Origin of the sequence: Caulobacter sp. CCNWLW153 (genome assembly GCF_036889365.1) — a bacterium.
Classification (GTDB): Bacteria; Pseudomonadota; Alphaproteobacteria; order Caulobacterales; family Caulobacteraceae; genus Caulobacter; species Caulobacter radicis.
The window spans coordinates 381,845-408,507 of record NZ_JBAKFV010000002.1 but is presented as its reverse complement, the minus strand read 5'-3'; the positions used below and the strand labels follow the sequence as shown (position 1 = coordinate 408,507).

The window sequence follows — 26,663 nt, the reverse complement described above, 5'->3', positions numbered from 1 at the left end:
CCATATATAGACGGCTTCGAATTATCCACAAATGGATAACGCGCAATTAACCCACTTGTTGGGCAAGATAGCGAAGCCGATGCCGCAATATGAGGTTGCCAAGCCCAAACGCAAGTTCTGTGGGCGGGGCTCTAAGGCCCCGCCGCATGGCTTAAAGGCGCGAGCCGCCCCAGACGCCGAACGGGTCGACGAAGTCCTTGACCAGGGCCTGGGCCACGGCCGGGTGGGTCAGCTTGCCGCCCAGCACGTTGAGGCCGCGCGCCAGGTGGACGTTGTCCTCCAGGGCGTCCAGGCCCTTGTCGGCCAGGGCCAGGCCGAACGGCAGGGTGGCGTTGCCCAGGGCTTCGGACGAGGTGCGCGGCGCGGCGCCGGGCATGTTGGCCACGCAGTAGTGGACGACGCCGTCGACCGTGTAGGTCGGCTCGGCGTGGGTCGTCGGATGGCTGGTCTCGAAGCAGCCGCCCTGGTCGATCGACACGTCGACCAGCACCGAGCCCGGCTTCATCCGCGACAGATGCTCGCGACGCACCAGCTTGGGCGCAGCCGCGCCGGCCGTCAGCACGGCGCCGATGACGACGTCGGCCTTGAGGATCTCCTCCTCCACCGCGTCCAACGTCGAATAGCGGGTCAGGATGCGGCCTTGGTAGAGGTCGTCCAGCTCGCGCATGCGCGGGATCGAGCGTTCCAGAACCACGACCTCGGCGCCCAGGCCGGCGGCCATGCGGGCGGCGTTTGAGCCGACCACGCCGCCGCCCAGCACCACCACGCGGGCCGGCGGCACGCCGGGCACGCCGCAGAGCAAGAGGCCCATGCCGCCGTTGTGCTTGAGCAGGGTCTCGGCGGCCGAGAACACGGCGATGCGGCCAGCCACTTCCGACATCGGGGCCAGCAGCGGCAGGCCGCCCTTGGCGTCCGTGACGGTCTCGTAGGCGATGGCCGCGCAGCCGCCCTTGAGCAGGCCCTCGGTCTGGGCCGGATCGGGCGCCAGGTGCAGGTAGGTGAAGAGGATGTGGCGCTGCGTCAGGCGTTCCCACTCGACCTTCTGCGGTTCCTTGACCTTGACGATCATCTCGGCGCCCGAGAACACCGCGTCGGCGTCGGGCGCGATGCTCGCGCCGGCCTTGACGTAGGCCTCGTCGGCATAGCCGGCGCCCAGGCCTGCGCCCTGCTGCACCAGCACCTCGTGGCCGTGGGCGACATATTCGCGGACGGCGGTGGGGGTCAGGCCGACCCGGTGTTCGCCCGGTTTGATCTCGGAGGGGACGCCAACGCGCATGATGTTTCCTCGCTTTTTAGCTTTAACGCTGGTGTACGCCTCTACGTTCGCATGTTTCTTGGTTCTTTCGTCCTTCAAAGAACATGGTATGCAGGAATCCTGCGCAAACGGAGCCGTTCGGTGAAGAAATCCCCGGTCACGCTTGATGTGTTCGACCGAAAGATCCTCCGCCTGCTCCAGCGCGAGGGCCGGGCCAGCTACGTGGACATGGCCAAGGCGGCCAACCTGTCGGAGTCGGCCTGCCTGCGCCGGGTGCGGGCCCTGGAGGACGCCGGCGTCATCGGCCGCTACGCCGCGGTGATCGACGAGCGGGCCGTGGGCCTGCCGCTCAGCGTCTTCGTCACCGTCACCCTGTCGTCCCAGGCCGAGGGCGCGCTGACCGCCTTCGAGAAGGCCGTGGCCAATGTGCGCGAGGTGGCCGAGTGCTACCTGATGACCGGCGGCTCGGACTATCTGCTGCGGCTGGTGGTGGCAGACGTCGACGACCTGGAGCGGGTGCACAGCCAGGAACTGACGCGGATCCCCGGCGTGGTGCGGGTCAGCTCGTCGATCGCCATGCGCACCGTGGTCAAACGCGTCGAATTGCCGCTCTGAACGGCGCTTGGCCTCCGGTTAACCCCCAGCCCCTAGGGTCGCGGCGTTCTTATCGTTTCCGGGGGCGACCATGGTTTCTCGACGCATCCTGCTGGGCGGCCTGGCCGCCGGCCTCGCCGCGCCCGTCCTGGCGCATGCCGAGGGCTACCAGGCGACCGGAACCCCGCCGGTCTGGAAGCCCAGGGCCCGCCGCACCGCCAAGGCCCTGGCCACCCAGCCTGCCGACAAGGCCGCCCTCGACAAGGCCCTCAAGAGCGTTCCGCCGCTGGAGGGCGCGCAGCCCGAGGCGCCCACCGCCGTCTCGGGCGTGCAGGTGCAGCCGGCCAAGCCCGTCCCCAGCATCAGCCCCGACGAGGCGCTGGGCCGGCTCAAGCAGGGCAACGCCATCTTCGCGCGCGGCGGCGCCAGCCTCGTCCTGCCGGCGGCGGCCCGCATCGGCGAGATGGCCGCGGCCGAGCGGCCGTTCGCCGTGGTCGTCGCCTGCAGCGACAGCCGCGTGGCGCCCGAGCTGCTGTTCAACTGCAATCTCGGCGATCTCTTCGTGCTGCGCGCGGCCGGTCCGACCGTCGGCCCCGAAGCGCTGGGCGCCATCGTCTACGCCGTGGATACGCTCGGCGCCTCGCTGGTCGTGGTGCTGGGCCACACCCGGTGCGGCGTGGTCGGGGCGGCGGTCGACGCGGCCACCCGCAAGAGCCGCCCCACCGGCGTGTTCGAGGCCGTGCTGGCGCCGATCCTGCCGGCGGTGTTCGACGCCCAGGGCGAGCACCCCGCCGACCTGCACGACGCGGCCGCCCGCCGCAACGCCCGCAACATCGCTTCGCGCCTCAAGGTCTCAGACGGCGTCCTGGCCGAACGCATCGCCCAGGGCCGCCTGAAGATCGTGCCGGCCTGCTACGACCTGACCACCGCCCAGGTCGCCTTCGAAGCTTGACCGGAAGCGGTAACCGGTTGCTTTGCGCGAAACCTTGAGAACCATTATCGCGACGCCGTTGACCCCCGCTCGCGCTTAGGTTCAAGTCCCCCAAATCACTTCGGGTTTGGGAGAGACGACGGATGTCGACGGACGAGACGCCGCAAGGCGACGGCGCGGCCAAAACCTCCGTCTGGACCCGGATCAAGTCGCAGCTGAAGACCCCCGCCGTCGCCATCGCGGCGGGCGCGCTGGTGGTCGGCTTCGGCGGCGGCTTCGTGGCCGCCAAGACCGCCGACCTCGGCTGGTTCGGCGGCGGGACCAAGGCCGCCTCCGGCGCCGCCGCGGTCAAGGGCGAGGCCTGGTCGCTGTTCGGCAAGCCGCGCGACGCCAATGCCCGCCGGCGCGGCGCGCCCAAGCCCGAAGGCTTCGCCGTCTGGCGCACCCGCATCGACAGCTCCGGCGGCGAGGCCATGGCCTGCATCCAGATGAGCCGCGACCTCGACCCGTCCAAGGCCTATGCCGACTTCGTCATGGTATCGCCGGACCTCGGCCGCACCCCGGCCGTGCGGGTCAAGGGCGACGAGCTGTGCATCGGCGGCGTCGGCTTCACCGACCGCCGCGTCACCCTTCTGAAGGGCCTGCCCGCCAAGGGCGGCGAGACCCTGGGCGCCAACGCCGACGTCGACTTCACGTTTGGCGAGAAGCCGCCGTACGTCGGCTTCGCCGGCGACGGAGTGATCCTGCCGCGCGAGGAATCCGACGGCGTCGCCATCGAGACCATGAACGTCCAGAAGCTGGCCGTCGAAGTCTGGCGCGTGTCCGACCGCAACCTGGTGCGCAAGTCGATCAGCGCGCCCGATCCCACCGGCGAGGGCGACTGGGCCGGCGACTATGGCGAGGACAGCGCCGGCGACGAGGGCCGCCGCATCTGGAAGGGCGAGGTTTCGGTGGACGGCGCGGCCGGGGCCAAGGCCACCACGGTCTTCCCGCTGGGCGCGGTGCTCAAGGAGATGAAGCCCGGCGCTTATCTCATCAAGGCGCGCGACGCCTCGGGCGGCCGCGATCCCGACGGCGAGGGCGACACCCCGCCGGCCCAGGCCCGCCGCTGGATCGTGTTCACCGACATGGCGCTGATCGCCTATGACGGCTCCGAGGCGCTGGACGTCGTCGTCCGCTCGCTGAAGACCGCCAAGACCGTCGCCGGCGTGCGCGTGGCCTTGGTCGCCCGCGACGGCGAGCCCCTGGCCGAGGTCAAGAGCGACGCCGATGGCCGCGTGCGCTTCCCCCGCCCGCTGCTGAAGGGCGAAGGCGGCGAGCGCGCCAAGATGGTCATGGCCTATGGCCCCGAGGGCGACCTGTCGGTGCTCGACCTCGACCGCTCGCCCGTCGACCTGTCCAAGCAGGGCGTCGGCGGCCGCACCGAAAGCGAGGGCGGCCGCGCCGTCGGCAGCGACATCGACGGCTGGCTCTATGCCGACCGCGGCATCTATCGCCCCGGCGAAACCGTCCACCTGACGGCGATGATCCGCGACCGCATGGCCAAGGCCGTCAACGACCGCAAGGGCTACATTCTCGTCAAGCGCCCCTCGGGCGTGGAGTTCAAGCGCTGGTGGTTCGGCCAGGCCAACGCCGGCGCCGTGCCGATCGACATCGCCCTGCCCCGCAGCGCGCCGCGCGGCCGCTGGACCGCCGAACTGCACATCGAGGGCATCGAGGCCTCCGCCGGTTCGCTGAGCTTCAGCGTCGAGGACTTCGCGCCCCAGCGGCTGGCGGTCACCGCCACCGGCCAGGAAAGCACGCCGATCCGCATCGGCGAGACCCGCCAGATCGCGGTCAACGCCCGCTTCCTCTACGGCGCGCCGGGCTCGGGCCTGCAAACGCAAGGCGAGGCCCGCCTGCGCCGCGACACCGATCCCTTCCCGCAATACAAGGGCTTCGAGTGGGGCGACGCCAAGGAGCCCTTCGACGAGAAGCTGATCGAGCTGGGCACGACCGTCACCGACGGCGAGGGTCGCGCGGTCCTGAACCTGGGCACCTCCGACGTCGGCGACACCGGCCAGCCCCTGGTGGCGGCGGTCACCGCCTCGGTGTTCGAGCCCGGCGGCCGTCCGGTCCGCGAGGGTCTTGAACTCAAGGTCCGCGGCAAGCCGATCTATTATGGCGTCAAAGTCGAGCAGGGCGACGGCTCGGGCCGCGACGACCCGCCGGTGAGCCTGGAGGTCATCGCCGTCGACGCCGCCGGCAAGAAGCTCTCGACCACCGCCAGCTACACCCTGATCAGCGAGAACTGGAACTACGACTGGTTCCAGCAGGACGGTCGCTGGCAGTGGCGCCGCACCAGCCGCGACGCGGTCGTGGCCAAGGGCGCGCTGAACATGTCGCCGACCGCCGGCGCGCGGATCAACCGCCGCCTGGGCTGGGGCGACTACCGCCTGGTGATCGAAGGCCCCGAGGGGACCAAGACCGTGGCCCGGTTCTCGTCGGGCTGGGGTTCGCCGGCCAAGGACGCCGAGGCCCCCGACTTCGTCCGCGTCTCGGCCGGAACCAAGGCTTACGCGCAAGGCGACACCGTCGAGATCACGCTGAAGGCGCCCTATGCCGGCCAAGCCCAGGTGGCCGTGGCCACCGACCGCCTGATCGACTTCAAGACCCTGTCGGTCGGCGAGAACGGCGCCACCGTTAAGCTGAAGACCAGCGCCGCCTGGGGCGGCGGGGCCTATGTGATGGTCACCGTCATCCAGCCGCGCGACCCGGTCGCCTCGCCCAAGCCCAAGCGGGCCTTGGGCCTGGTCTACGTGCCGCTGGAGCCCAAGGGCCGCAAGCTGACGGTCGACATCGGCACGCCGGCGAAGCTCGACTCCAAGGCGCCGGTCGAGATCCCGCTGAAGGTGCAGGGCCTGTCGTTCGGCCAGAAGGCCCGGGTCACGGTGGCGGCGGTGGACGAGGGCGTGCTGCGCCTGACCCGCCAGGAAAGCCCCGACCCGGTGAAGTGGTATTTCGGCAAGCGCGCGTTGACGCTCGACTACCGCGACGACTACGGCCGCCTGCTCGACCCGAACATGGGCGCGCCGGCCAACGTCAACTTCGGCGGCGACGAGCTGGGCGGCGAGGGCCTGACGGTCACGCCGATCAAGACCGTGGCCCTGTGGTCGGGCGTGATCGAGACGGGCCTGGACGGCAAGGCGACGATCAAGCTGCCGCCGGCCGACTTCAACGGCGAGCTGCGGATCATGGCCGTGGCCTGGACCGACAACGCCGTCGGCTCGGGCTCCAAGGCCATGACCGTGCGCCAGCCGGTGGTGGCCGACCTCAACCTGCCGCGCTTCCTGTCGCCCGGCGACAAGCCGACCGCGACGCTGGAACTGCACAATGTCGAGGGCAAGCCCGGCGCCTACACCGCCGAGGCCAATGCGTCCGGCGGGCTGAAGGTGGCGTTCAAGAAGGTGATCACCCTGATCCTGGGCCAGCGCGTCGCCGAGAAGATCCCCTTCCTGGCGCCCGACGTCACCGGCGTCGGCAAGATCGGCTTCAAGGTCACCGGCCCCGGCTTCTCGACCGCCAAGGACTATCCGATCCAGACCCGTCTGGGCTGGGGCGACGTGGTGCGCACCACCACCGAACTTCAGGCCCCGGGCGCCAGCTACACCCCCAACTACCAACTGCTGTCGGGCCTGGCGGCCGGCGACGTGACGCTGCAGGTCAGCTACTCGCCGTTCAAGGGCTTCGACCCGTCGGCGATCGCGGTCGCCTTGCAGCGCTACCCGTACGGCTGCACCGAACAGGTGGTGTCGGCGGCCTATCCGCTGCTCTACGCCCAGAGCGTCTCGACCGATCCCAAGCTCAAGCGCACGCCCGCGGCCCTGGCCGGGGCGGTGGGCCGCCTGCTCGATCGCCAGACCCTGGACGGCGCCTTCGGCCTGTGGCGGGTGGGCGACGGCGAGGCCGACCCGTGGCTGGGCGCCTACGCCACCGACTTCCTGCTGGAGGCCAAGGCGCAAGGCGTGGCCGTGCCCGATGAGGCCCTGGACAAGGCGCTGAACGCCATGCGCCAGGTCAGCCGCCCCGACGGCTGGGCCTCGGTCGCCTACCGGATGGAGTATCCGTCCTGGTGGGGCCGCAACGAGGACGAAAGCCGCAAGGCCACCCAGCGCATGCGTCGCCGGGCCAGCGCCTACGCCCTCTATGTCCTGGCCAAGGCCGGACGCGGGGACCTGGCCCGCCTGCGCTGGTGGCACGACGTGCAGATGAAGGACGAGGACCAGCCGATCGCCAAGGCCCAGGTGGCCGCCGGTCTGGCGCTGATGGGCGACCACGCCCGGGCCCGCTCGGCCATGCGCCAGGCGGTGAACTCGCTGAACTGGCGCGACGAGTACGACTGGTACCAGAGCCCGCTGCGCGACGTGGCCGCCGTCACGGCCCTGGCCGTGCAGGCCGGCCAGACCGACGTGGCCGCCAAGCTGCAAGGCCGTCTGGAGAACGTGGTCAAGGATCCCGACGCCCTGAACACCCAGGAACAGGCCCAGTTGCTCTACGCCGCCCACCAACTGATGAAGGCCGCCGGCCCCATCGACATCGAGGCCCAGAACGTCGTCGCCCTGCCAGCCGCCGGCGGCGCGCCGCGCTGGGCCGTGGGCAAGCTGGCCGACGCCCGCTTCACCAACAGGGGCAAGGGCGCGCTGTGGCGGACGGTCAGCGTGCGCGGCACGCCGATCGTGGCCCCGGTCGCCGAAAGCAACGGCCTGTCGGTCAGCAAGCGCCTGTTCACGATGAGCGGCGGGGCGGTCGATCCCTCGGCCATCCGCCAGGGCGAACGGGTGATCGTGCTGATCCAGGGCCGGTCGATGCAGGCCCGCTCGACCGCCCTGGTGGTCGACGACGCCCTGCCGGCCGGCTTCGAGATCGAGGCCCCGCTCGGCGCCGACGACGCCCAGAACGGACCGTTCCGGTTCCTGGGCGAGCTGTCGACGCCGGACGCCCAGGAAAGCCGCGACGACCGCTACATCGCCGCGCTCGACCTGGAGGGCAACAAGCCCTTCGCCATGGCCTACATCGCGCGGGCCGTGACGCCGGGCGAGTTCTTCCTGCCCGGCGCGGTGGCCAAGGACATGTACCGCCCGAGCATCGCCGCCCGGTCGGACGCCGGCCGCACGACGATCGCGGCGGGGCAGTGACCGCTGACTACTCCCTTCCCCCTTTGATGGGGGAAGGGCCGGGGATGGGGGCGACAGCGCTTCAAGGTAAGGCGCCGTGACCACCGCCGACGCCGCAGCCACCCCCACCCCTGGCCCCTCCCCCATCCAGGGGGAGGGGAAGATCGTTCGCCTTCTGACGGCCTTCCTCGCCGCCCAGGTCGGCGTGTTCGCCCTCAGCGCCGCCTTCCCCCCGGACATGAGCCGCGCCAAGCGGTCTTCGCCCGTGGTGCTGGGCGAGCGCGGGGCGTGGCTGCGCGCCCTGCCCGTCGAGAACGGCCGCTGGCGGGTGCGGGCCGACCTCGAACGCACCGACCCGACCTTCCTCAAGCGCCTGGTGGCCGTCGAGGACGCCCGCTTCCGCTGGCACCTGGGCATCGATCCCATCGCCGTGGTCCGCGCCACGGGGTCGGCGATTGTCCATGGCCGGGTCAGCAGCGGCGCCTCGACCCTGTCGATGCAGACCGCCCGCCTGCTGGAGCCCCGCCCCCGCAATCTCGGCTCCAAGCTGGTCGAGATGGTCCGCGCCGCCCAGCTGGAAAGCCGGCTGAGCAAGGACGAGATCCTCGCCCTCTACCTGACGCTGGCCCCCTATGGCGGCAATCTGGAGGGCGTGCGCGGGGCCAGCCTCTCCTATTTCGGCCACGAGCCGTCCAGCCTGACCGACGGCGAGCAGGCCCTGCTGATCGCCCTGCCCCAGGCGCCCGAGGCCCGCCGGCCCGACCGCCGCCCCGAAGCCGCCCGCGAGGCCCGCCGCGCGGTGCTGGACAAGATGGTTCGCGCCGGCGTGCTGACCACCGTCGCCGCCGTCGAGGCCGAGGGCGAGCCGATCCCGCGTCGCGCCCCCTTCCCGGCCATGGCCTGGCACCTGGCCGGCCAGCAGGCCGCCGCCGCGCCCGCCAGCCAGCCCAGCGTGCTGACCACCATCGATCCGGACCTGCAGACCCGGCTGGAGCCCCTGGCCGCGAGCGTCGCCGCCAGCCAGGGCCCCGAAGCCACAGCCGCCATCATCGTCGTCCGCATCAAGGACCGGGCCGTGCGGGCCCTGGTCGGCTCGGCCGGCCGCGACCGGCCCGGCGGCTGGGTGGACATGACCAGCGCCGCCCGCTCGCCCGGCTCGGCCCTGAAGCCCTTCGTCTACGCTTTCGCCTTCGACGACGGCATGCTGGCCCCCGACACCCAGATCGACGACGCCCAGACGCGGTTCGCCGACTACCAGCCCGAGAACTTCGACCGCGTGTTCCATGGCAAGGTCACCGCCCGCGAGGCCCTGGCCTATTCGCTGAACGTGCCGGCCGTCGCCACCCTGGAGAAGATCGGCCCCGAGGCCTTCGCCGCCCGCATCGAGGCCGGCGGCGTGAAGCTCCTGCGCCCCAAGGCCGAGGTGAAGGCCGCGGGCCTGGCCCTGGCCCTGGGCGGGGCCGGCATCACCCTGCGCGACCTGGTCACCCTCTATGCCGGCCTGGGCGACGGCGGGGTGGTCAAGCCGCTGGCCTATACGGTCGACGAGGCCAAGGCCCGCGAGCGCTCGGCCGGAACACGCATCGCCCGGCCCGAAGCCGTGGGCCAGGTGCTCGACATCCTGCGCGAGGCGCCGGGCCCGCGCGGCCGCGCGCCCTCGGCCCTGACCCGGGGCGGTCCGGCCATGGCCTTCAAGACCGGCACCTCCTACGGCTTTCGCGACGCGGTGGCGGCGGGCATCGTCGGCGGCCACGCCATCGTCGTCTGGACCGGCCGGGCCGACGGCGGCGCGCGCGGCGGCCTCACGGGGCGCGACGCGGCCCTGCCCACCCTGTTCGACGTCGCCGACCTGGTGGGCGCGCCGCCGACCGCCCCGCGCCCGATCGCGCCGAAGTCGGCCCCCGGCGCCTTGCAACAGCTACGGACGGTCGCCGACGAAGGCCCGCGCCTGATCTTCCCGCCCGACGGGGCGACGGTGCAGGTCGATGGGCTGGGCAGGGGGGCGCGCGGCCTGGTGCTGGCGGCCGGCGGCGAGAACCTGTCGTGGTACGTGGACGGCAAGCCCCTGGCCGACGATCCGGTCGGCGGCAAGCCGGTCTGGCGACCGGCGGCGGCGGGCTTCTACCGGCTGCGGGTGGTCGACGACCAGGGCCGGGCGGCCAGCGCCCGGGTGCGCATCAGGGCGCCGGGCTAGGGCGGATCGATATCTGGCGTTTGGGACGAAAACCTCGTCCTTCGACAAGCTCAGGATGAGGTTTTTCCAGCGCTCGGGCCCGTAAACTCAGGCCTGTAAATGGTCCTCACCCTGAGCCTGTCGAAGGGCGAGGGCCACGCGTGGCCTCCGAACGCCTCCAGCCTCAAACCTTCGACGCGGCCGGCTTGCGGCGCAGGATCATAACGGTGGCGACCAGCAGCAGGCCGCCGACGACCACCGCGGTCAGCCACACCGGATCGGGCTTCCAGTAGCCCAGGTGACGCGCGGCCAGATAGCCGGGGGCCAGCACGGTGATCACCCACACCGGCGCGGTGACGGTGTTGGCGGCATGGAAAGTCCAGTCGCGCATGCGGGTCATGCCCGCGGCCATCGGCACGAACGGGCGCAGCGGGCCCAGATAGCGGGCCACGGCCAGGGCCAGCACGCCGTAGCGGCGGGTGTAGAGCCGGGCGCGGGCCACGGTGCGGCGGTGCTTAGCCAGCACCGGATGGCGCACGGCCCAGGCGCCCATGTGGCGGCCCATCAGGTAGGAGATCGCATCGCCCAGGGCCGCCCCGACGCTGCACCAGACGATCACCTCGACCGGATGCAGCGAGCCGGTGGCGATCAGCGCGCCGGCCGTCAGCATCACCGCCATGATCGGGATCAGCACCCCGACCAGCATCAATGCTTCGAGCAGGGTGATGACCGCCAGCATCGCGCACACCAGCAGGCGGTGCTCGACGACGAGACTGTGCAGGCTCTGGAGAAAGGCGTCCATGCAACCACCGTGGCAGGGGATGGTGACGAACAAGTAAGCACCGAACGGCGATCCGCCAACTGCGACGATCGGGCGCGGCCCTCTTTTTCCTTTCTCCTACCTGCCTCCTAGATGCCGTCGCCGGCCGTCGGACCGGCCAGCACGCGGTGGTAATCCTCGATGCTCTCGATGCCGACATTGAGGTCGGTGACCAGGCCGTTGGCCAGCGAATAGACCCAGCCGTGCACGGCCAGGCTCTGGCCGCGAGCCCAGGCGTCCTGCACGAAGACGTCCGAGGCGACGTTGCGCACCTGGCGGATGACGTTCAGTTCGCACAGGCGGTTGAGACGGTCGCGCTCCTCGGGGATGGCGTCCAGCTCGCAGCGATGCTCGGCGTGGACCTCGCGGATCGGATGCAGCCAGTGATCGACCAGGCCCCGGCGCTTGCCGTCGATGGCCGCCGCCACGCCGCCGCAGCCGTAGTGGCCCACGACCATGATGTGCTTGACCTTCAGCACGTCGACCGCGAACTGAAGCACGGACAGGTAGTTGGCGTCCTGCGGCGGGGCCAGGTTGGCGACGTTGCGGTGCACGAACAGCTCGCCCGGATCCAGGCCGACGATCTCGTTGGCCGGCACGCGGCTGTCGCTGCAGCCGATCCACAGGTACTCGGGGCTCTGCTGGTTCTCCAGACGCTTGAAGAACTCGGAGTCGACCTCGGTCTTGCGCTTGGACCAGTTGGCGTTGTTGGTTTTCAGATCTTCAAGCATCGGCGGCGTCCGGCTGGAGGCTGGGGTGAGCAGCGGCGAAGGCGGGATGGTCGGCGGCGCGGTCGGCGGCCGCCACCAGGGTCGGATAGGGTGAGAGGTCGATGTCGAACCGGCGCGCGCCGTAGACCTGCGGCACGATGCAGATGTCGGCCAGGGTCGGCGTGTCGCCATGGGCGTAGGTTCCACCGTGGGCGGCGATCGCGGCTTCGAGGGCGGTGAAGCCCTCGGCCAGCCAGCGGGCCATCCAGGCGCGGCGGGCGGCCTCGTCCTGGCCGCGGGCGGCGAGCTCGCCGGTGACCCGCACATTGTTCAGCGGATGGATGTCGCAGGCCACGACCTGGGCCATGGCCCGCACGCGGGCGCGGCCCAGCGGGTCGGCGGGCAACAGGGCGGGCTCGGGATGGGTCTCGTCCAGCCATTCCAGGATGGCCAGGCTCTGGGTCAGCACCACGCCGTCGCCGATGGCGAGCGCGGGGGTCAGCCCCTGCGGGTTGAGGTCGAGATAGGCGCCCTGGCGCTGCTCGCCCTTCAGCAGGTTCACCGGCGCCTGGTCGTAGGCCAGGCCCTTGAGGTTCAGGCCGATGCGGACGCGATAGGGCGCGGCCGCCCGCCAGTAGCCGAACAGCGTCAGGGTCACGGCCGCGCGCTCCCTCTAGACCAGGGTGAAGGCCAGGGCGCCGACGCCGTCGACCTCGCCGGCGATCTGGTCGCCGCGAACCACCGCCGAAACGCCTTCCGGCGTGCCGGTGAAGATCAGGTCGCCGGCCGCCAGGGTCCACAGCTTGCTGGCCTCGGCGATGATCTCGGGGATGTTCCAGATCATGTCGGACACCAGGCCCGTCTGGCGCTGCACGCCGTTGACGGTCAGCCAGATGGCGCCGTCCAGCGTAGCGTCGGCCACGGGGCGGATGGCCGAGATCGGGGCTGAGAAGTCGAAGGCCTTGCCCGCTTCCCACGGCTGGCCCTTGGCCTTGGCCGCGCCTTGCAGGTCGCGGCGGGTCAGGTCGACGCCCACGGCGTAGCCGAACACGTGGTCCAGGGCGTCGTCGACGGCGATGTCGGCGCCGCCCGACTTCAGCGCCACCACCAGCTCGATCTCGTGGTGCAGGTCGGTGGTGCGCGGCGGATAGGGCACGTCGTTCATCAGCGGCGCGATGGCGTCGGCCGGCTTGGCGAAGAAGAACGGCGGATCGCGCTCGTCGCCGCCCATCTCGGCGCGGTGGGCGGCGTAGTTGCGGCCCACGCACAGGATGCGACGGACGGGGAAGGCCGCCTCGGATCCTTCCACCGGAACCGAAGGCTGGACGGGCGGGGGAAAGGCGTAGGTCGTCATGGCCGCCTGCTTAGACCCAAAACCGCCCGACCGGAACCCCGCCGCAAAAGCGGCGCCTTGGTCGGGAACCGGGGCGCCTAAACGTTCTTTCACTTGCCCAGGCTCTCGCCGTCTTGTCATGTCGGGTTGGGGACTGTTGGCGTTAACAAGACCGGGGGCCGCGAGTACCGATGCTGATCATCGAAAACCTGACGCACGTTTATGGCAACGGCGTGCGCGCCCTGGACGAGGTCAGCCTGACCATCCCGCGAGGGATGTACGGCCTGCTGGGCCCCAACGGCGCCGGCAAGTCCACCCTGATGCGCACCATCGCCACCCTCCAGGCCCCCACCTCGGGCCACATCCGCTTCGGCGACATCGACGTGCTGAAGGATCCGGAGGCCCTGCGCCGCGTGCTCGGCTACCTGCCGCAGGACTTCGGCGTCTATCCGCGGGTCAGCGCCTACGACATGCTCGACCACATGGCGGTGCTGAAGGGCATTTCGGGCCGCAAGGAGCGCAAGGACACGGTCGAGAGCCTGCTGGCCCAGGTCAATCTGTGGAACGTGCGGGGCAAGGCCATCGCCGGCTTCTCGGGCGGCATGCGCCAGCGCTTCGGCATCGCCCAGGCCCTGATCGGCGACCCGCGCCTGATCATCGTCGACGAGCCCACCGCCGGCCTCGACCCGGAGGAGCGCAACCGCTTCCTCAACCTGCTGGCCGAGATCGGCGAGAACGTGGTGGTGATCCTGTCGACCCACATCGTCGAGGACGTCTCCGACCTCTGCCCGGCCATGGCCATCATCTGCGACGGCCGCATCGTGCGCGAAGGCGCCCCGGCCGACCTGATCGCCCAGCTCGAGGGCCGGATCTGGAAGAAGACCATCGACAAGGCCGAGCTGGACGACGCCAAGACGGCCCACCAGGTGATCTCGACCCGCCTGCTGGGCGGCCGCACCATCATCCACGTCCTGGCCGACCAGGATCCCGGCGCGGGCTTCGCTCCCGTCACCGGCGGTCTCGAGGACGTCTATTTCTCGACCCTCGCCACCACCCGCTGCGCGGCGTAGGGGGCGAGCGTCATGTTCGGCAAGATCGCGAGCTTCGAGCTCCGCTACCAGCTGCGTTCCCCGGTGTTCTGGGTGGTCGCCGTCCTGTTCTTCCTGCTGACCTTCGGGTCGGTGACCATCGAGCAGATCTCGATCGGCGGCGGCGGCTCGATCCACAAGAACGCCCCGTTCGCCATCGCCCAGACCCACCTGATCCTGTCGATCTTCTACATGTTCGTGACGACGGCCTTCGTGGCCAACGTCATCGTGCGCGACGACGAGACCGGCTACGGCCCGATCCTGCGCACCACCCGCATCCGCAAGTTCGACTATCTGTACGGTCGCTTCGCCGGCGCCTTCCTGGCCGCCGCGATCTCGTTCCTGGCCGTGCCGATCGCCATGCTGATCGGTTCGTTCATGCCGTGGATCGACCCGGAGAAGCTGGGTCCGAACCTGCTGAACGCCTATCTCTACGCCTATTTCGTGCTGGCCCTGCCGACGCTGCTGCTGACTTCGGCGCTGTTCTTCGCCCTGGCCACCGTCACCCGCTCGATGATGTGGACCTATGTCGGCGTGATCGGCTTCCTGGTGCTGTGGGTGGTGGCCGGCATCGCGCTGGACAAGCCCGAGTTCGAGCAGGGCGCGGCCCTGTGGGAGCCCCTGGGCACTGGCGCCTTCAGCCTGGCGACCAAGTACTGGACCGCCAACGAGCGCAACACCATCACCCCCGCCCTGACCGGCGCCCTGCTGTTCAACCGGGTGTTCGTCGTCATCCTGGCCGGCGCCCTGCTGGCGGCCGCCTACGGCCTCTTCCGCTTCCAGGCCGCCGAGCTGGCCGGCCGCAAGGGCGAGAAGTCCAAGGCCACGCCGCCGCCGGTCGAGATCCTGCCGCCGGCCCCCAAGCCCCTGGCCCAGCCGCGCCACGACCGCGCCACGGCCTGGATCCAGTTCGTCGCCCGCACCCGGCTCGACATGGGCCAGGTGTTCAAGAGCCCGGCCTTCTTCGTGCTGCTGGCGCTGGGCCTGTTCAACGCCGCCGGCTCGCTGTGGTTCGCCACCGACGCGGATGGCTATGGCGGCCAGATCTATCCGGTGACCCGCGCCCTGCTGGCGCCGCTGCTGGGCTCGTTCAGCCTGATCCCGATGATCATCGCCATCTACTACGCCGGCGAGCTGGTCTGGCGCGAGCGCGAGCGCCGCACCCACGAGATCATCGATTCCACGCCGGTCGGCGACTGGGCCTTCACCGCCCCGAAGATCGCCGCCATCGCCCTGGTGCTGCTGTCGACCCTGCTGGTCAGCGTGGTCGCCGGCGTCGTCAGCCAGATGGGCCACGGCTATTTCCGGCTGGAGCTCGACAAGTACCTCCTGTGGTACGTCCTGCCCCAGGCCGTCGACTGGATCCTGCTGGCCGTGCTGGCCGTGTTCCTCCAGGTCCTGAGCCCGCACAAGTTCATCGGCTGGGGCCTGATGGTGGTCTATGTCGTCACCCAGGTGACGTTCCAGAACCTCGGCTTCCAGCACAATCTCTACAACTACGGCGGCTCGCCGGGCATGCCGTTCTCCGACATGAACCGCCTGGGCGCCTTCTGGATCGGGGCCTGGTGGTTCCGCGCCTACTGGAGCGCCTTCGCCGTGCTGCTGGCGGTGCTGTCTTACGCCCTGTGGCGGCGCGGGACCGAGACCCGCCTCCTGCCGCGCCTGCGCCGCCTGCCCCGTCGCCTGCGCGGCGCCAATGGCGTGGTGTTCGGCGTCGTCTTCCTGGCCTTCGCGGGCCTGGGCGGCTTCATCTTCGTCAACACCAACGTCTGGAACGAGTACCGCACCAACCTCGACGACGAGCGCTGGACCGCGGACATGGAAAAGACGCTGCTGCGCTACGAGAACGCGCCCCAGCCCAAGATCACCGGCATGAAGCTGGACGTCGACCTCTATCCGGGCGAGCCCCGGGCGGTGACCCGCGGCGCCTATGTCTTCCAGAACAAGACCGGCGCGCCGCTGAAGGAGATCCACGTCCGCTTCGACCGCGACCTGGCCGTGCGCGCCCTGTCGATCGAGGGCGCGCGGCCCAAGCAGACCTTCGAGCGCTTCAACTACCGGATCTTCGCCTTCGACACCCCGCTGGCGCCGGGCGAGACCCGCCGGATGAGCTTCATCACCGAGCGCAGCCAGATGGGCTTCAAGAACAGCGACAACGAACGCCGCGTCGTCGCCAACGGCACGTTCCTCAACAACATGGAGATCGCGCCGATCCTGGGCATGAGCCGCGACGGCCTGCTGCAGGACCGCGCCAAGCGCCGCAAGTACGGCCTGCCGCCCGAACTGCGGATGGCCAGGCTGGGCGATGTGCCGAGCCGGCAGTTCAACGCCCTGCGCAAGGACGCCGACTTCGTCACCTCCGACATCACCGTCACCACCGACGCCGACCAGACCCCGATCGCGCCGGGCAGCAAGGCTTCCGAGCGGGTGTGGAAGTCGGGGAACCTGGAGCGTCGCACCGTGCGCTTCGTGGCCGACGCGCCGATCCTGCCCTTCCTGTCGATCCAGTCGGCTCGCTACGCGATCTCGCGCGAGACCTACAAGGGCGTCGACCTGGCGGTCTATTACGACCCGCAGCACGCCTGGAACATCGACCGCATGCGCGGGGCGATGAAGGCCTCGCTCGACTACTACCAGGAGCAGTTCAGCCCCTATCAGTTCAAGCAGCTGCGTTTCCAGGAGTTCCCGGCCTACGCCGACTTCGCCCAGGCCTTCGCCGGCACCATCCCCTGGTCGGAGAGCATGTTCTTCATCGCCGACTACCGGAACCCCGAGAAGATCGACATGGTCACCTATGTCGGCGCGCACGAGATCGGCCACCAGTGGTGGGCCCACCAGGTGCTGGGCGCCGACCAGCAGGGCTCGACCATGCTGTCGGAGACCTTCGCCCAGTATTCTGCCCTGATGGTGATGAAGCGGATGTATGGCGAGGCCCAGATCCGCAAGTTCCTGAAGTTCGAGCTCAACAGCTACCTGCGCTCGCGCGGCGGCGACGTGCTCGAGGAGCAGCCGCTGGCCCGGGTCGAGAACCAGGGCTACATCCACTACCGCAAGGGCTCGCTGGTCATGTACCGGCTGCAGCACGAGGTGGGCGAGGAAACGGTCAACCGGGTCCTGCGCAAGCTGATCGCCGACCACGGCTTCAAGGGCGCGCCCTATCCGACCACGCTCGACTTCCTGGCCGCCCTGCGCGCCGAGGTCCCGGCCGACAAGCAGGCCCTGGTCACCGACCTCTTCGAGAAGATCACGCTCTATGACCTGAAGACCAAGAGCGCGAGCGTGAAGAAGCGGGCCGACGGCCGGTTCGACGTCAAGCTCGTGGTCGAGGCCAAGAAGATGTACGCCGACGGTCGCGGCAAGGAGACGGACGCGCCTCTGAACGAAGTGCTGGACGTGGGCCTGTTCACCGCCGAGCCGGGCAAGAAGGGCTTCGAGCAGAAGAACGTGGTGGTCATGGAGCGCCGCCCGATCCGCAGCGGGACCCAGACCCTGACCTTCGTCACGCCAGTCGCCCCGCGCTTCGCCGGCGTCGACCCGTACAACTTCGTCATCGACCGCAACGGCGACGACAACGTCGTGAAGGTGGCGGACTGACCTGCTCCTCCCCCGCAAGCGGGGGAGCGGGACCACGAAGTGGTGGAGGGGGCGGCGGCGCGCACAGCGCTCCGTCCCTCGCCCCCTCCGTCACGCTGCGTATCCGCAGCGCGCCACCTCCCCCGCTGACGCGGGGGAGGTGCATGACGCCCCAAAGAAAAACCCCCGGCCTCGCGACCGGGGGTTTTCCACGTCAGGGCTCCAGAGAGCCTTACTGCATGCCGTTCTACTTCATGCCGTTCTTCAGGCCCTCGGCCATGTTCAGGTGCTCCTGGATCTTCGGCGCGGTCTCGGCGGCGAAGGTCTTGATGGCCGCGTTGTCGCCGTCCTGGGCGTAGCGCTGGAACAGGTTCAGCGCGGCCTGGTGGGCGTCGACCTGGTCATCGGCGTACTTCTTGTCGAAGTCCTTGGCGTCGGCCTTGTTCAGGTCGTCCAGCTTGCCTTGCAGGTCGTCGGGCAGGGCGGCCGGCAGGGTGAAGGTCGCGCCCGAGGCGGCGATGGCGGCCTTCAGGCCCTGGCTGGTGGCGGTGTGGGCGTCGATCATGGCCTGGGCGAACTTCTTCACGTCGGCGTTGGTCGAGCGCTTGAGGGCGATCTTGGCCGACTCGATCTCGAAGGTGTCGCCGGCGGCGGCCTTGGCCGAGAAGTCCGGCGCCTTGGCCTCGTCGGCCATGGTCGGGACGGTGGCGGCGGGGTTGGCGTCCGGGGTCGCGGCCTGCTCGGCCGGGGTCGCCGCGCCCTTGGTTTCGTCGGTCTTCTGGCCGCAGGCGGCGAGGCTGAGAGCGGCGAACGCGGCGCCGACGATGAGAAGCTTGCGGGTCATGGCTTTCTTTCCCTACGTGTTTTTCTAAGGAAGAAGCGGCAGCTTCACGCGCCGCCGTCATGGCGAAGAAAGCCTCACGGCCGCGTGATGGTTCCGTGATCGGGGAGAGGAACAAAATGACCCAAGGACCGTTGGCGGGCGTCCGCGTCATCGAGATGGGACAGCTGATCGCCGGTCCGTTCTGCGGCCAGGTGCTGGGCGACTTCGGCGCCGAGGTCATCAAGCTGGAAGATCCCAGGACCGGCGACCCGATGCGCCAGTGGGGGCGCTCCAAGCCCAAGGGCCTGTCGCCCTGGTGGCCGGTGATCGGCCGCAACAAGAAGTCGGTCACCGTCGACCTGCGCACCGACGAGGGTCGCGCCATCGCCCGCGACCTGATCGCTGCAGCCGACGTCGTGGTCGAGAACTTCCGACCCGGCACGCTGGAGAAATGGGGCCTGGGCTACGACGAACTGGCCAAGACCAATCCCGGCCTGGTCATGGCTCGCGTCTCGGGCTTCGGCCAGACCGGCCCCTACGCCAAGCGGGCCGGCTACGCCCTGGTCGGCGAGGCCATGGGGGGCCTGCGCCACATCACCGGCGAACCCGACCGCAATCCGGCCCGGGCCGGCATATCGATCGGCGACAGCCTGTCGGGCCTCAACGCCGCGCTCGGCGTGATGATGGCCCTGCACGCCCGCCACGCCACCGGCAAGGGCCAGGTGGTCGACACGGCGATCTACGAGAGCGTGCTGACGGTGATGGAGAACCTGGTCACCGAGTACGACCTGACCGGCTACATCCGCGAACGTTCGGGCGCGGTGCTGCCCGGCATCGCCCCGTCCAACGTCTATCCGACGAAATCGGGCGAACTGGTGCTGATCGGCGCCAACCAGGACACCCTGTTCAAGCGCCTCTGCGACCTGATGGGCCGCCCGGACCTGGCCGACGACCCCCGCTATCGCGACCACGCCGCCCGGGGGATCAACCAGGCCGAGCTCGACGCCCGCATCGCCGCCTGGACCCTCGACCAGGACATCGACGACCTGCTGCCGAAACTGGAGACCGCCGGCCTGGCCACGGGCCGCATCTACCGCGCCCCCGAAATGCTGGCCGACCCGCAGTTCCAGGCCCGCGAGTCTATCGTCAGCGTGCCCCATCCGGTGTTCGGCCAGGTGAAGATGCAGAACGCCTTCCCCCGCCTGACCGACACCCCCGGCGGGGTGCGCTGGCCGGGCCCCACGCTGGGCGAGCACACCGAAGAGGTGCTGACGCGTGTGGCCGGGATGTCGGCGGAGAAGATCGCCGAGTTGAAGGCGCGAGGGGTGGTCTAGCGTCGGAGATCCTCCCCCTGAAGGGGGAGGTGGCCCGAAGGGCCGGCGGGGGAGGTGCCTGATGAAGTCAGTTCACCCATAAAGCCAGCAATCCCTTCCCCCTCAGTCGCTCCGCGACAGCTCCCCCTTCAGGGGGAGCATCCTCAGGAACGGCCGCACCCCGATCACGGGCAAGGATTCGGCCGCGCGGCATGGATGGCGTTGACCGCCTTCTCCAGCTCCTCGGTCCATTCCACGTCGAAGGCGTCGATGTCGGTCTTCAGCTGGTCCATGCTGGTCGCGCCGATGATGGTGGCGGTCACGAACGGGCGGGCGTCGACGAACTTCAGGGCCAGCTGGGCCGGATCCAGGCCGTTCTGCCGGGCCAGATCCACATAGGCCGTGAACGCCTCGATCGCGCCGGGGCCCTCGTAGCGCTGCATGCGGTTGTAGAGCGCCTTGCGCGAGCCCTCGGGCAGGTTTCCGCCCAGGTACTTGCCGGTCAGCTGGCCCTGGGCCAGCGGCGAGTAGGCCAGCAGGCCCACCTGCTCGCGCATGGCGATCTCGGCCAGGCCGTATTCGAACACCCGGTTGGCCAGGTGATAGGCGTTCTGGATCGAGGCGATGCGCGGCAGGCCCCGGCTTTCGCTCTCGGCCAGGAATTTCATCACGCCCCACGGAAACTCGTTGGAGACGCCGATGCTGCGGATCGAGCCCTTCTTCACGTGCGCGTCCAGCGCCTCGAGGATGTCGCCGAAGCGCTCGTAGTCGTCGTCATAGTCCTTGTAGGTCTGGCCGCCGAACACCCGCACGGCGCGGTCGGGCCAGTGCAGCTGGTAGAGGTCGAGATAGTCGGTCTGCAGGCGCCTCAGCGAGCCTTCCACCGCCTCGTCGATCTGGGCCTTGGTCTGGCGGGTGCTGGCGCCGTCGGCGCGCATCCAAGGCAGGCCGCCGAAGGCCGAGCCGCGGCCGGCGACCTTCGAGGCCAGGACGATGTCCTTGCGACGCCTCGTCTTGGCCAGCCAGCTGCCGATGTAGCGCTCGGTGCTTCCTTGCGTCTCGGCGGTGGGCGGGCTGGCGTACATCTCGGCCGTGTCCCAGAAGGTGACCCCGCGGCCCAGGGCGTAGTCCATCTGGGCGTGGGCCTCTTCCTCGCTGTTCTGCGAGCCCCAGGTCATGGTGCCCAGGCAGCAGCGCGAGACCTGGATGCCGGTGCGGCCGAGTTCGACGTAGTCCATGAAGTCCCCTGCTTGGCTTTGCCGTCCTATTTAGGACGTCGCGGCGCGTAGGCGAACCCAAACCTCGGGCGCCAAGACATACTTTGATACATTCGCGCGCCCCTGCTCTTTCCGCGGGAAGCCTTGCGTCGGACGCCATTCGATCCGATATTTCACACGTGTCCCCTCAGGGACGTTGAAATAAGGGTTTCTTTCGATGAACGACTTCAACCGCGACTATGCGCGCACGATCCCGGCGGATCGCGTCGACATGTCGGTTGACGCCGGGCTGCGCACTTTCATGCTCGGCGTCTACAACAAGGTGGCGCTGGGCCTGCTGCTGTCGGCCGCCCTCGCCTGGACGACCAGCTCGTTCCCGCCGGTGCGCGACCTGCTGTTCCAGGTGAACGGCAACCGCGTGGGCTACACTCTGCTAGGCATGGTCATCGCCTTCGCCCCGCTGGGCATCCTGCTGTTCTCGAGCTTCGTGATGAAGTCGATCAACCCGCGCACGGCGGGCGTGATCTACTGGTCGATCGTGTCGCTGATCGGCGCGTCGCTCGGCACCGTGGTGCTGATGTACACCGGCGGCAGCGTGGCCTCGACCTTCCTGATCACGGCCACGGCCTTCGGCGCGCTCAGCCTGTTCGGCTACACCACCAAGAAGGACCTGACCGGCTTCGGCAGCTTCCTGATCATCGGTCTGGTGGGCCTGATCCTGGCCTCGATCGTGTCGATCTTCTTCCCGTCGGGCCCGCTGGTCTTCGCGATCAACGCCATCGGCGTGCTGATCTTCGCCGGCCTGATCGCCTACGACACGCAGAACCTGAAGATGACCTACTACCAGGTCGGCGGCGACGCGGCCGCCAAGTCGGTGGCCACCAACTACGGCGCGCTGAACCTGTACCTGGACTTCATCAACCTGTTCCGCTTCCTGCTGTTCTTCCTGGGCGACCGCCGCTAAGGCGCCTTCCAGGCCGAAACGACGAAGCCCCGGCGGATCGCTCCGCCGGGGCTTTTTCGTGGGCCGCTAGTCCACCACCTTGAACCGGCCCTTGTCGAACAGCCGCAGCACCTGGGCCAGGTCGTGGCCGCGCTTGAGCACCAAGCCGCCCTGGCCGCGCACCAGCCACTGACCCTGCTTGCGAGCCAGTTCCGGCCACTTCTCGACGCGATAGAGCGGGGCCTCGGCGGCGTGGCGAAAGATCGAGAAGGCCGCGTGATCGCTGGCGCCGCCCATGCCGTAGTCGCGCCACTCGCCGGCCGCGACCATCCGGCCGTACAGCCGCAGCAGCTGGTCGATCTCACGTCGCTCGAAGAACACGACGCCGCCGACGGGAGGGGAGACATCCAGGGCCATCGGACGAATCCTAACCCCAAATCAGGCGTTTAAGCGAGCGTCGCAAAAGCGCAACATCGTTCGACGAAGCGAAAAGCCAAGCTGGACCAGGCCACGAAATGACCTTGTTTCGGTCGTTCGCCCGCCCGCTTCCCCAGCGAAAAAGTCAGTGTCGGCTGATCGGAGACCCCACGGTCCAGGATCCTGAACAGCCCCCCCAGCCCCCCTTGATCGCGGGCCGGTCGGCCGACAGACCAAATCAAGAGAACCCCTCTCTTAAACTGCAGAGCCCGCGTGGAGCCCCCTCCCACGCGGGCTTTTCGCATCTGGGGTTCTTGCCTCGATTTCTTGGCGGCTTGCGGAACTGCAAAGATCGCCACAGAGCCGCCCCACCCCGTCGCGAAACGACCCTGATCGCGCCCTTCGTCGGCCGCTTGGCCCCTCGATAGTCTCATGGTCGGTCGATCGGAACGCCTTGCGGTCCGGGATCCTGAACAGCCCCTCCAGCCCACCGGCTCGCGGGCGGCCCGTTCGACCGGCGCGTATCTTCTATCCCCTCCCCTAAAGACCCCGCTTCGCCGATCATCCCCTAAGGCGAGGCGGGGTTTCTTTTGCGTGGAGAGCGGAGAAGGAGAGCCCTACCGGCTCTTGCCGCCGGGGGGCAGCACGCCCAGCACCCGGCCGCCCTTGGCGCCCTGGACGATGATGGCGGTGGCCAGGTCGTCGTCCTTGGCCAGCGCGGGCAGGCGGTACATCTTCGGACGGCCCGTCCAGGCGCCGATCTTGACGATCTCGCGCACGACGTTGCGGTGGACGATGGTCTGGCCGCGGTTGTCGCCGCGCTTGACGGCGATCTCCTGCTTGCGCGGATCGAAGCGCACCAGCCACACCTCGGCCCCGCCGCGCGGCGAAGCGCCAGAGCCGATGGCGACGCGACCCGTCCCGACGAACTCCATGTCCGGAGCCGGCGGCAGGTGGGCGGCGTCGATCAGCTTCTCGACGGTCTCGGCCTTGGCGCCCGAGGCCTGTACCTTGCCGGCCACCACCACCTGGGGCGTGGGCACGTCCCGCAGGGCGAAGGCCTTGGCGTAGGCGCGCTGGCGCTCGCCGAAGGCCGGCTTGGCGAAGGTGTCCTTCCAGCCGAGATAGTCCCAGTAGTCGACCGAGTAGGTCAGCGCCAGGACGTCGTCGCGCTCGGCCAGCTCGGCGGCGGCCAGATTGGCCTTGCCGCAGGACGAACAGCCCTGGGAGGTAAACAGCTCGACCAGCACGGGCGACTTGGCCGCGGCCGGGGCGGCGACGAGGCTCGTCAGGGCGAGGGAAAGAAGAGAGATCAAGGCCGTACGCATGTGCGGCGCACTTAAGCCAAGAAACCGCTGCGTCGCCCCTCACGAGGCCGTGAAATGGCCGCTTCGGCCCCAGGAAATCCACACGACAACGATGTCGGGCTCCCGACAAAGCAAAACGGCCGGCCCCAGGGGGGCCGGCCGTCTCGTATTCAACGTCTGAAGACCGTCGCTGCTTAGTCGGCCTTGGCCAGGTTACGCAGCACGTAGTTCAGGACGCCGCCGTTCTTGAAGTATTCGAGTTCGGTCGGCGTATCGATGCGGCAGCGCACCGGGAAGCGGGCGATGCGGCCGTCGGTCGGGCGGTAGAGCTCGACGATCAGCTGCTTGCGCGGAGCCAGGTCCGTCAGGCCACGGATCGAGACCAGCTCTTCGCCGGTCAGCTCCAGCTTCTGCCAGCCGTCCTGGATGAACTGCAGCGGCAGCACGCCCATGCCGACCAGGTTCGAGCGGTGGATGCGCTCGAAGCTCTCGGTGATCACCGCGCGGACGCCCAGGAGCTTGGTGCCCTTGGCGGCCCAGTCACGCGACGAGCCGGTGCCGTATTCCTTGCCGGCGAACACGACGGCCGGACGGCCTTCGGCCTGGTACTTCATGGCCGCGTCGTAGATCGGCATCACTTCGCCCGAGGGGAAGTGCTTGGTCACGCCGCCTTCGATCTCCGGGGTGATCTTGTTGCGGATGCGGATGTTGGCGAAGGTGCCGCGCATCATGACTTCGTGGTTGCCGCGGCGGGCGCCGTAGCCGTTGAAGTCGATCGGCTCGACGCCGTGGTTGACCAGGTACTGACCAGCCGGGCTGGAGGTCTTGATCGAACCGGCCGGGCTGATGTGGTCGGTGGTGATCGAGTCGCCGAACACGGCCAGGACGCGGGCTTCCACGATGTCGGTGACCGGCGAGGGGGTCATCGACATGTTCGGGAAGTACGGCGGGTTCTGGACGTAGGTCGACTCGCCTTCCCAGGCGTAGGTCTGGCCGCCGGTCACCTTGATGCCCTGCCAGTTCTTGTCGCCCTTGAAGACGTCGCCGTAGCGGCTGGCGAACATCTTCTCGTTGATCGACTTGCGCTGCAGGGCGGCGATGTCCTCGTTCGACGGCCAGATGTCGCGCAGGAAGACGTCGTTGCCCTTCTTGTCCTTGCCGATCGGCTGGGTGTTCAGGTCGATCTTCAGCGAACCGGCCAGGGCGTAGGCCACCACCAGCGGCGGCGAGGCCAGGTAGTTGGCGCGGACGTCCGGGTTCACGCGGCCTTCGAAGTTACGGTTGCCCGACAGCACCGAGCAGGCGACCAGGTCGTTCTCGTTGATCGTCTTGCTGATGTTTTCCGGCAGCGGGCCCGAGTTGCCGATGCAGGTGGTGCAGCCGTAGCCCACCAGGTTGAAGCCCAGGGCGTCGAGGTGCTTGGTCAGGCCGGCCTTGGCCAGGTAGTCGGTGACCACCTGCGAGCCGGGGGCCAGCGAGGTCTTCACCCACGGCTTGGCCTTCAGGCCCTTGGCGACCGCGTTCTTGGCCAGCAGGCCGGCGGCGATCAGGACCGAGGGGTTGGAGGTGTTGGTGCACGAGGTGATGGCGGCGATCACCACGTCGCCGTGGCCGACGTCGAAGTCCTCGCCTTCCACCGGAGCGCGGAACTCGGGGCTTTCGGCCTTGCCGAACTCACCGACCAGCGACTCGGCGAACTTGCTCGAGGCGTCCGACAGCAGGACGCGGTCCTGCGGGCGCTTGGGGCCGGCCAGCGACGGCAGGACGCTGCCCAGGTCCAGTTCCAGGCTGTCGGTGAAGGTCGGCTCGGCGACGCCGGGCTCCCACCACAGGCCCTGTTCCTTGGCGTAGGCTTCCACCAGGGCGACGCGCTCGGCGTCGCGGCCGGTGCCCTTCAGGAAGGCGACGGTGGCGGCCGAGATCGGGAAGAAGCCGCAGGTGGCGCCGTATTCCGGAGCCATGTTGGCGATCGTCGCCTGGTCTTCCAGGGTCAGGTTGGCCAGGGCGTCGCCGTAGAATTCGACGAACTTGCCGACCACGCCCTTCTTGCGCAGCATCTGGGTGACGGTCAGCACCAGGTCGGTGGCCGTCGCGCCTTCCGGCATGGCGCCGGTCAGCTTGAAGCCGATGACTTCCGGGATCAGCATCGGGATCGGCTGGCCGAGCATGGCGGCTTCGGCTTCGATGCCGCCGACGCCCCAGCCCAGGACCGAAAGGCCGTTGACCATGGTGGTGTGGCTGTCGGTGCCGACGACGGTGTCGGGGTAGGCGACTTCCGAACCATCGACCTGGGCGGTCCAGACGGTCTGGGCCAGGTACTCCAGGTTCACCTGGTGGCAGATGCCGGTGCCGGGGGGCACGACGCGGAAGTTGTTGAAGGCCGACGAGCCCCAGCGCAGGAAGCGGTAGCGCTCGATGTTGCGCTCGTATTCGCGCTTCACGTTGGCGTCGTAGGCCTTCGAGTCACCGAAGTTGTCGACCATCACCGAGTGGTCGATGACCAGGTCGACGGGGTTCAGCGGGTTGATCTTGGCCGGGTCGGCGCCCAGGGCGACCATGGCGTCGCGCATCGCGGCCAGGTCGACGACGGCCGGAACGCCCGTGAAGTCCTGCATCAGCACGCGGGCCGGGCGGAAGCTGATCTCGTGCTCGACCGAGCCCTTGTTTTCCAGCCAGTTGGCGACGGCCTTCAGGTCGGCTTCGTTGACCGAGACGCCGTCTTCGTAACGCAGCAGGTTTTCCAGCAGCACCTTCATCGAGACGGGCAGCGAGCCCGTGCCGGCCAGACCGGCTTCCTCGGCGGCGCGAAGGCTGTAATAGACGTAGGTCTTACCGTCGACGACGAGTTCGCGGCGGGTTTTGAGGCTGTCTACAGACGCCATTTGGAAGGATCCCTTCTCTGTTCACGGCCGCCGGAAAACCACTCCCGGGATCGCGCGATCGAGGCGGACCCACAGCGTCCATCCTCGCGCCGCGTACGCCCCATCCAATGCGGAGGGTGACGGCCGAGCGC

The 26,663-nt window shown here is 69.2% G+C and carries 18 protein-coding genes; 8 read left to right on the top strand and 10 right to left on the bottom strand.

The genetic code is table 11. The annotated features are described in order from the left end of the window. Positions 1–151 precede the first annotated feature (151 nt). A complete protein-coding gene (ald, locus tag V6S85_RS05585) occupies positions 152–1,276 on the bottom strand; it encodes an alanine dehydrogenase (RefSeq protein WP_334348303.1) in 1,125 nt (374 codons plus the stop codon). Between the two features lie 120 nt (positions 1,277–1,396). Here ald and V6S85_RS05580 point away from each other — a divergent pair, with 120 nt between their 5' ends. From V6S85_RS05580 to pbpC, 4 genes are all read left to right on the top strand, one after another. Continuing rightward, the gene (locus tag V6S85_RS05580; RefSeq protein ID WP_101720643.1) at positions 1,397–1,870 is read left to right on the top strand and encodes an Lrp/AsnC family transcriptional regulator; all 474 of its coding nucleotides are present in this window, start codon (positions 1,397–1,399) and stop codon (positions 1,868–1,870) included. A 70-nt stretch (positions 1,871–1,940) separates the two neighbouring features. Further along, positions 1,941–2,801, top strand: a complete 861-nt coding sequence (locus V6S85_RS05575; RefSeq protein WP_334348302.1) for a carbonic anhydrase — start codon at positions 1,941–1,943, stop codon at positions 2,799–2,801. Positions 2,802–2,923: 122 nt separating this feature from the next. Then, the gene (locus V6S85_RS05570; RefSeq protein WP_334348301.1) at positions 2,924–7,954 is read left to right on the top strand and encodes an alpha-2-macroglobulin family protein; all 5,031 of its coding nucleotides are present in this window, start codon (positions 2,924–2,926) and stop codon (positions 7,952–7,954) included. Positions 7,955–8,078: 124 nt separating this feature from the next. Beyond that, complete coding sequence (gene pbpC, locus V6S85_RS05565) at positions 8,079–10,127, top strand: penicillin-binding protein 1C (RefSeq protein WP_334348322.1); 2,049 nt, start codon at positions 8,079–8,081, stop codon at positions 10,125–10,127. A gap of 163 nt (positions 10,128–10,290) precedes the next feature. Here the strand turns inward: pbpC and V6S85_RS05560 are convergent, their stop codons facing one another. The 4 genes from V6S85_RS05560 to V6S85_RS05545 form a co-directional block, all read right to left on the bottom strand. Continuing rightward, a complete protein-coding gene (locus tag V6S85_RS05560; RefSeq protein ID WP_116569263.1) occupies positions 10,291–10,908 on the bottom strand; it encodes a DedA family protein in 618 nt (205 codons plus the stop codon). Positions 10,909–11,015: 107 nt separating this feature from the next. Next, positions 11,016–11,657 carry a carbonic anhydrase gene (locus V6S85_RS05555; protein ID WP_116569264.1) on the bottom strand — a complete coding sequence of 214 codons (642 nt, stop codon included), beginning with the start codon at positions 11,655–11,657 and terminating at the stop codon, positions 11,016–11,018. Further along, positions 11,650–12,294: a maleylacetoacetate isomerase gene (maiA, locus tag V6S85_RS05550; protein WP_334348300.1), complete on the bottom strand. Its 645-nt coding sequence runs from the start codon at positions 12,292–12,294 to the stop codon at positions 11,650–11,652. The genes V6S85_RS05555 and maiA overlap by 8 nt, the downstream gene beginning before the upstream one ends. A 15-nt stretch (positions 12,295–12,309) precedes the next feature. Next, the gene (locus V6S85_RS05545) at positions 12,310–12,990 is read right to left on the bottom strand and encodes a fumarylacetoacetate hydrolase family protein (protein WP_116569266.1); all 681 of its coding nucleotides are present in this window, start codon (positions 12,988–12,990) and stop codon (positions 12,310–12,312) included. 170 nt (positions 12,991–13,160) lie between these two features. Between V6S85_RS05545 and V6S85_RS05540 the strand changes: the two genes are divergently transcribed. Both V6S85_RS05540 and V6S85_RS05535 read left to right on the top strand, forming a co-directional pair. Beyond that, positions 13,161–14,039: an ABC transporter ATP-binding protein gene (locus V6S85_RS05540; RefSeq protein WP_116569267.1), complete on the top strand. Its 879-nt coding sequence runs from the start codon at positions 13,161–13,163 to the stop codon at positions 14,037–14,039. Between the two features lie 12 nt (positions 14,040–14,051). Then, complete coding sequence (locus tag V6S85_RS05535) at positions 14,052–17,651, top strand: ABC transporter permease/M1 family aminopeptidase (protein WP_334348299.1); 3,600 nt, start codon at positions 14,052–14,054, stop codon at positions 17,649–17,651. A 226-nt stretch (positions 17,652–17,877) separates the two neighbouring features. Here the strand turns inward: V6S85_RS05535 and V6S85_RS05530 are convergent, their stop codons facing one another. Beyond that, positions 17,878–18,474, bottom strand: coding sequence for a DUF4142 domain-containing protein (locus V6S85_RS05530; RefSeq protein ID WP_116569269.1), 597 nt, complete (start codon positions 18,472–18,474; stop codon positions 17,878–17,880). 116 nt (positions 18,475–18,590) lie between these two features. On the opposite strand from V6S85_RS05530, the gene V6S85_RS05525 reads away from it, so the two are divergent. Continuing rightward, a complete protein-coding gene (locus V6S85_RS05525; protein WP_334348298.1) occupies positions 18,591–19,787 on the top strand; it encodes a CaiB/BaiF CoA transferase family protein in 1,197 nt (398 codons plus the stop codon). 164 nt (positions 19,788–19,951) lie between these two features. On the opposite strand, the gene V6S85_RS05520 is transcribed toward V6S85_RS05525, so the two are convergent. Continuing rightward, positions 19,952–21,004 carry an aldo/keto reductase gene (locus tag V6S85_RS05520; RefSeq protein ID WP_334348297.1) on the bottom strand — a complete coding sequence of 351 codons (1,053 nt, stop codon included), beginning with the start codon at positions 21,002–21,004 and terminating at the stop codon, positions 19,952–19,954. Between the two features lie 196 nt (positions 21,005–21,200). On the opposite strand from V6S85_RS05520, the gene V6S85_RS05515 reads away from it, so the two are divergent. Then, positions 21,201–21,947, top strand: coding sequence for a Bax inhibitor-1/YccA family protein (locus tag V6S85_RS05515; protein ID WP_101720337.1), 747 nt, complete (start codon positions 21,201–21,203; stop codon positions 21,945–21,947). A 66-nt stretch (positions 21,948–22,013) separates the two neighbouring features. Here V6S85_RS05515 and V6S85_RS05510 read toward each other — a convergent pair whose 3' ends face one another. The 3 genes from V6S85_RS05510 to acnA form a co-directional block, all read right to left on the bottom strand. Then, the gene (locus V6S85_RS05510; protein ID WP_334348296.1) at positions 22,014–22,343 is read right to left on the bottom strand and encodes a DUF2794 domain-containing protein; all 330 of its coding nucleotides are present in this window, start codon (positions 22,341–22,343) and stop codon (positions 22,014–22,016) included. A gap of 617 nt (positions 22,344–22,960) precedes the next feature. After that, positions 22,961–23,671: a DUF1223 domain-containing protein gene (locus V6S85_RS05505; protein WP_334348295.1), complete on the bottom strand. Its 711-nt coding sequence runs from the start codon at positions 23,669–23,671 to the stop codon at positions 22,961–22,963. 173 nt (positions 23,672–23,844) lie between these two features. Beyond that, the gene (gene acnA / locus V6S85_RS05500) at positions 23,845–26,532 is read right to left on the bottom strand and encodes an aconitate hydratase AcnA (protein ID WP_334348294.1); all 2,688 of its coding nucleotides are present in this window, start codon (positions 26,530–26,532) and stop codon (positions 23,845–23,847) included. Between the last annotated feature and the right edge of the window lie 131 nt (positions 26,533–26,663).

Excerpts from the sequence above, each read along its gene's own strand:
- V6S85_RS05510 (WP_334348296.1), bottom strand. The coding sequence starts at position 22,343 with ATGGCCCTGGATGTCTCCCCTCCCGTCGGCGGCGTCGTGTTCTTCGAG.
- V6S85_RS05575 (WP_334348302.1), top strand. The coding sequence starts at position 1,941 with ATGGTTTCTCGACGCATCCTGCTGGGCGGCCTGGCCGCCGGCCTCGCC.
- V6S85_RS05555 (WP_116569264.1), bottom strand. The coding sequence starts at position 11,657 with ATGCTTGAAGATCTGAAAACCAACAACGCCAACTGGTCCAAGCGCAAG.
- V6S85_RS05515 (WP_101720337.1), top strand. The coding sequence starts at position 21,201 with ATGAACGACTTCAACCGCGACTATGCGCGCACGATCCCGGCGGATCGC.
- V6S85_RS05560 (WP_116569263.1), bottom strand. The coding sequence starts at position 10,908 with ATGGACGCCTTTCTCCAGAGCCTGCACAGTCTCGTCGTCGAGCACCGC.
- V6S85_RS05570 (WP_334348301.1), top strand. The coding sequence starts at position 2,924 with ATGTCGACGGACGAGACGCCGCAAGGCGACGGCGCGGCCAAAACCTCC.
- V6S85_RS05530 (WP_116569269.1), bottom strand. The coding sequence starts at position 18,474 with ATGACCCGCAAGCTTCTCATCGTCGGCGCCGCGTTCGCCGCTCTCAGC.
- ald (WP_334348303.1), bottom strand. The coding sequence starts at position 1,276 with ATGCGCGTTGGCGTCCCCTCCGAGATCAAACCGGGCGAACACCGGGTC.
- V6S85_RS05525 (WP_334348298.1), top strand. The coding sequence starts at position 18,591 with ATGACCCAAGGACCGTTGGCGGGCGTCCGCGTCATCGAGATGGGACAG.
- acnA (WP_334348294.1), bottom strand. The coding sequence starts at position 26,532 with ATGGCGTCTGTAGACAGCCTCAAAACCCGCCGCGAACTCGTCGTCGAC.
- V6S85_RS05545 (WP_116569266.1), bottom strand. The coding sequence starts at position 12,990 with ATGACGACCTACGCCTTTCCCCCGCCCGTCCAGCCTTCGGTTCCGGTG.
- V6S85_RS05540 (WP_116569267.1), top strand. The coding sequence starts at position 13,161 with ATGCTGATCATCGAAAACCTGACGCACGTTTATGGCAACGGCGTGCGC.
- V6S85_RS05535 (WP_334348299.1), top strand. The coding sequence starts at position 14,052 with ATGTTCGGCAAGATCGCGAGCTTCGAGCTCCGCTACCAGCTGCGTTCC.
- V6S85_RS05520 (WP_334348297.1), bottom strand. The coding sequence starts at position 21,004 with ATGGACTACGTCGAACTCGGCCGCACCGGCATCCAGGTCTCGCGCTGC.
- V6S85_RS05505 (WP_334348295.1), bottom strand. The coding sequence starts at position 23,671 with ATGCGTACGGCCTTGATCTCTCTTCTTTCCCTCGCCCTGACGAGCCTC.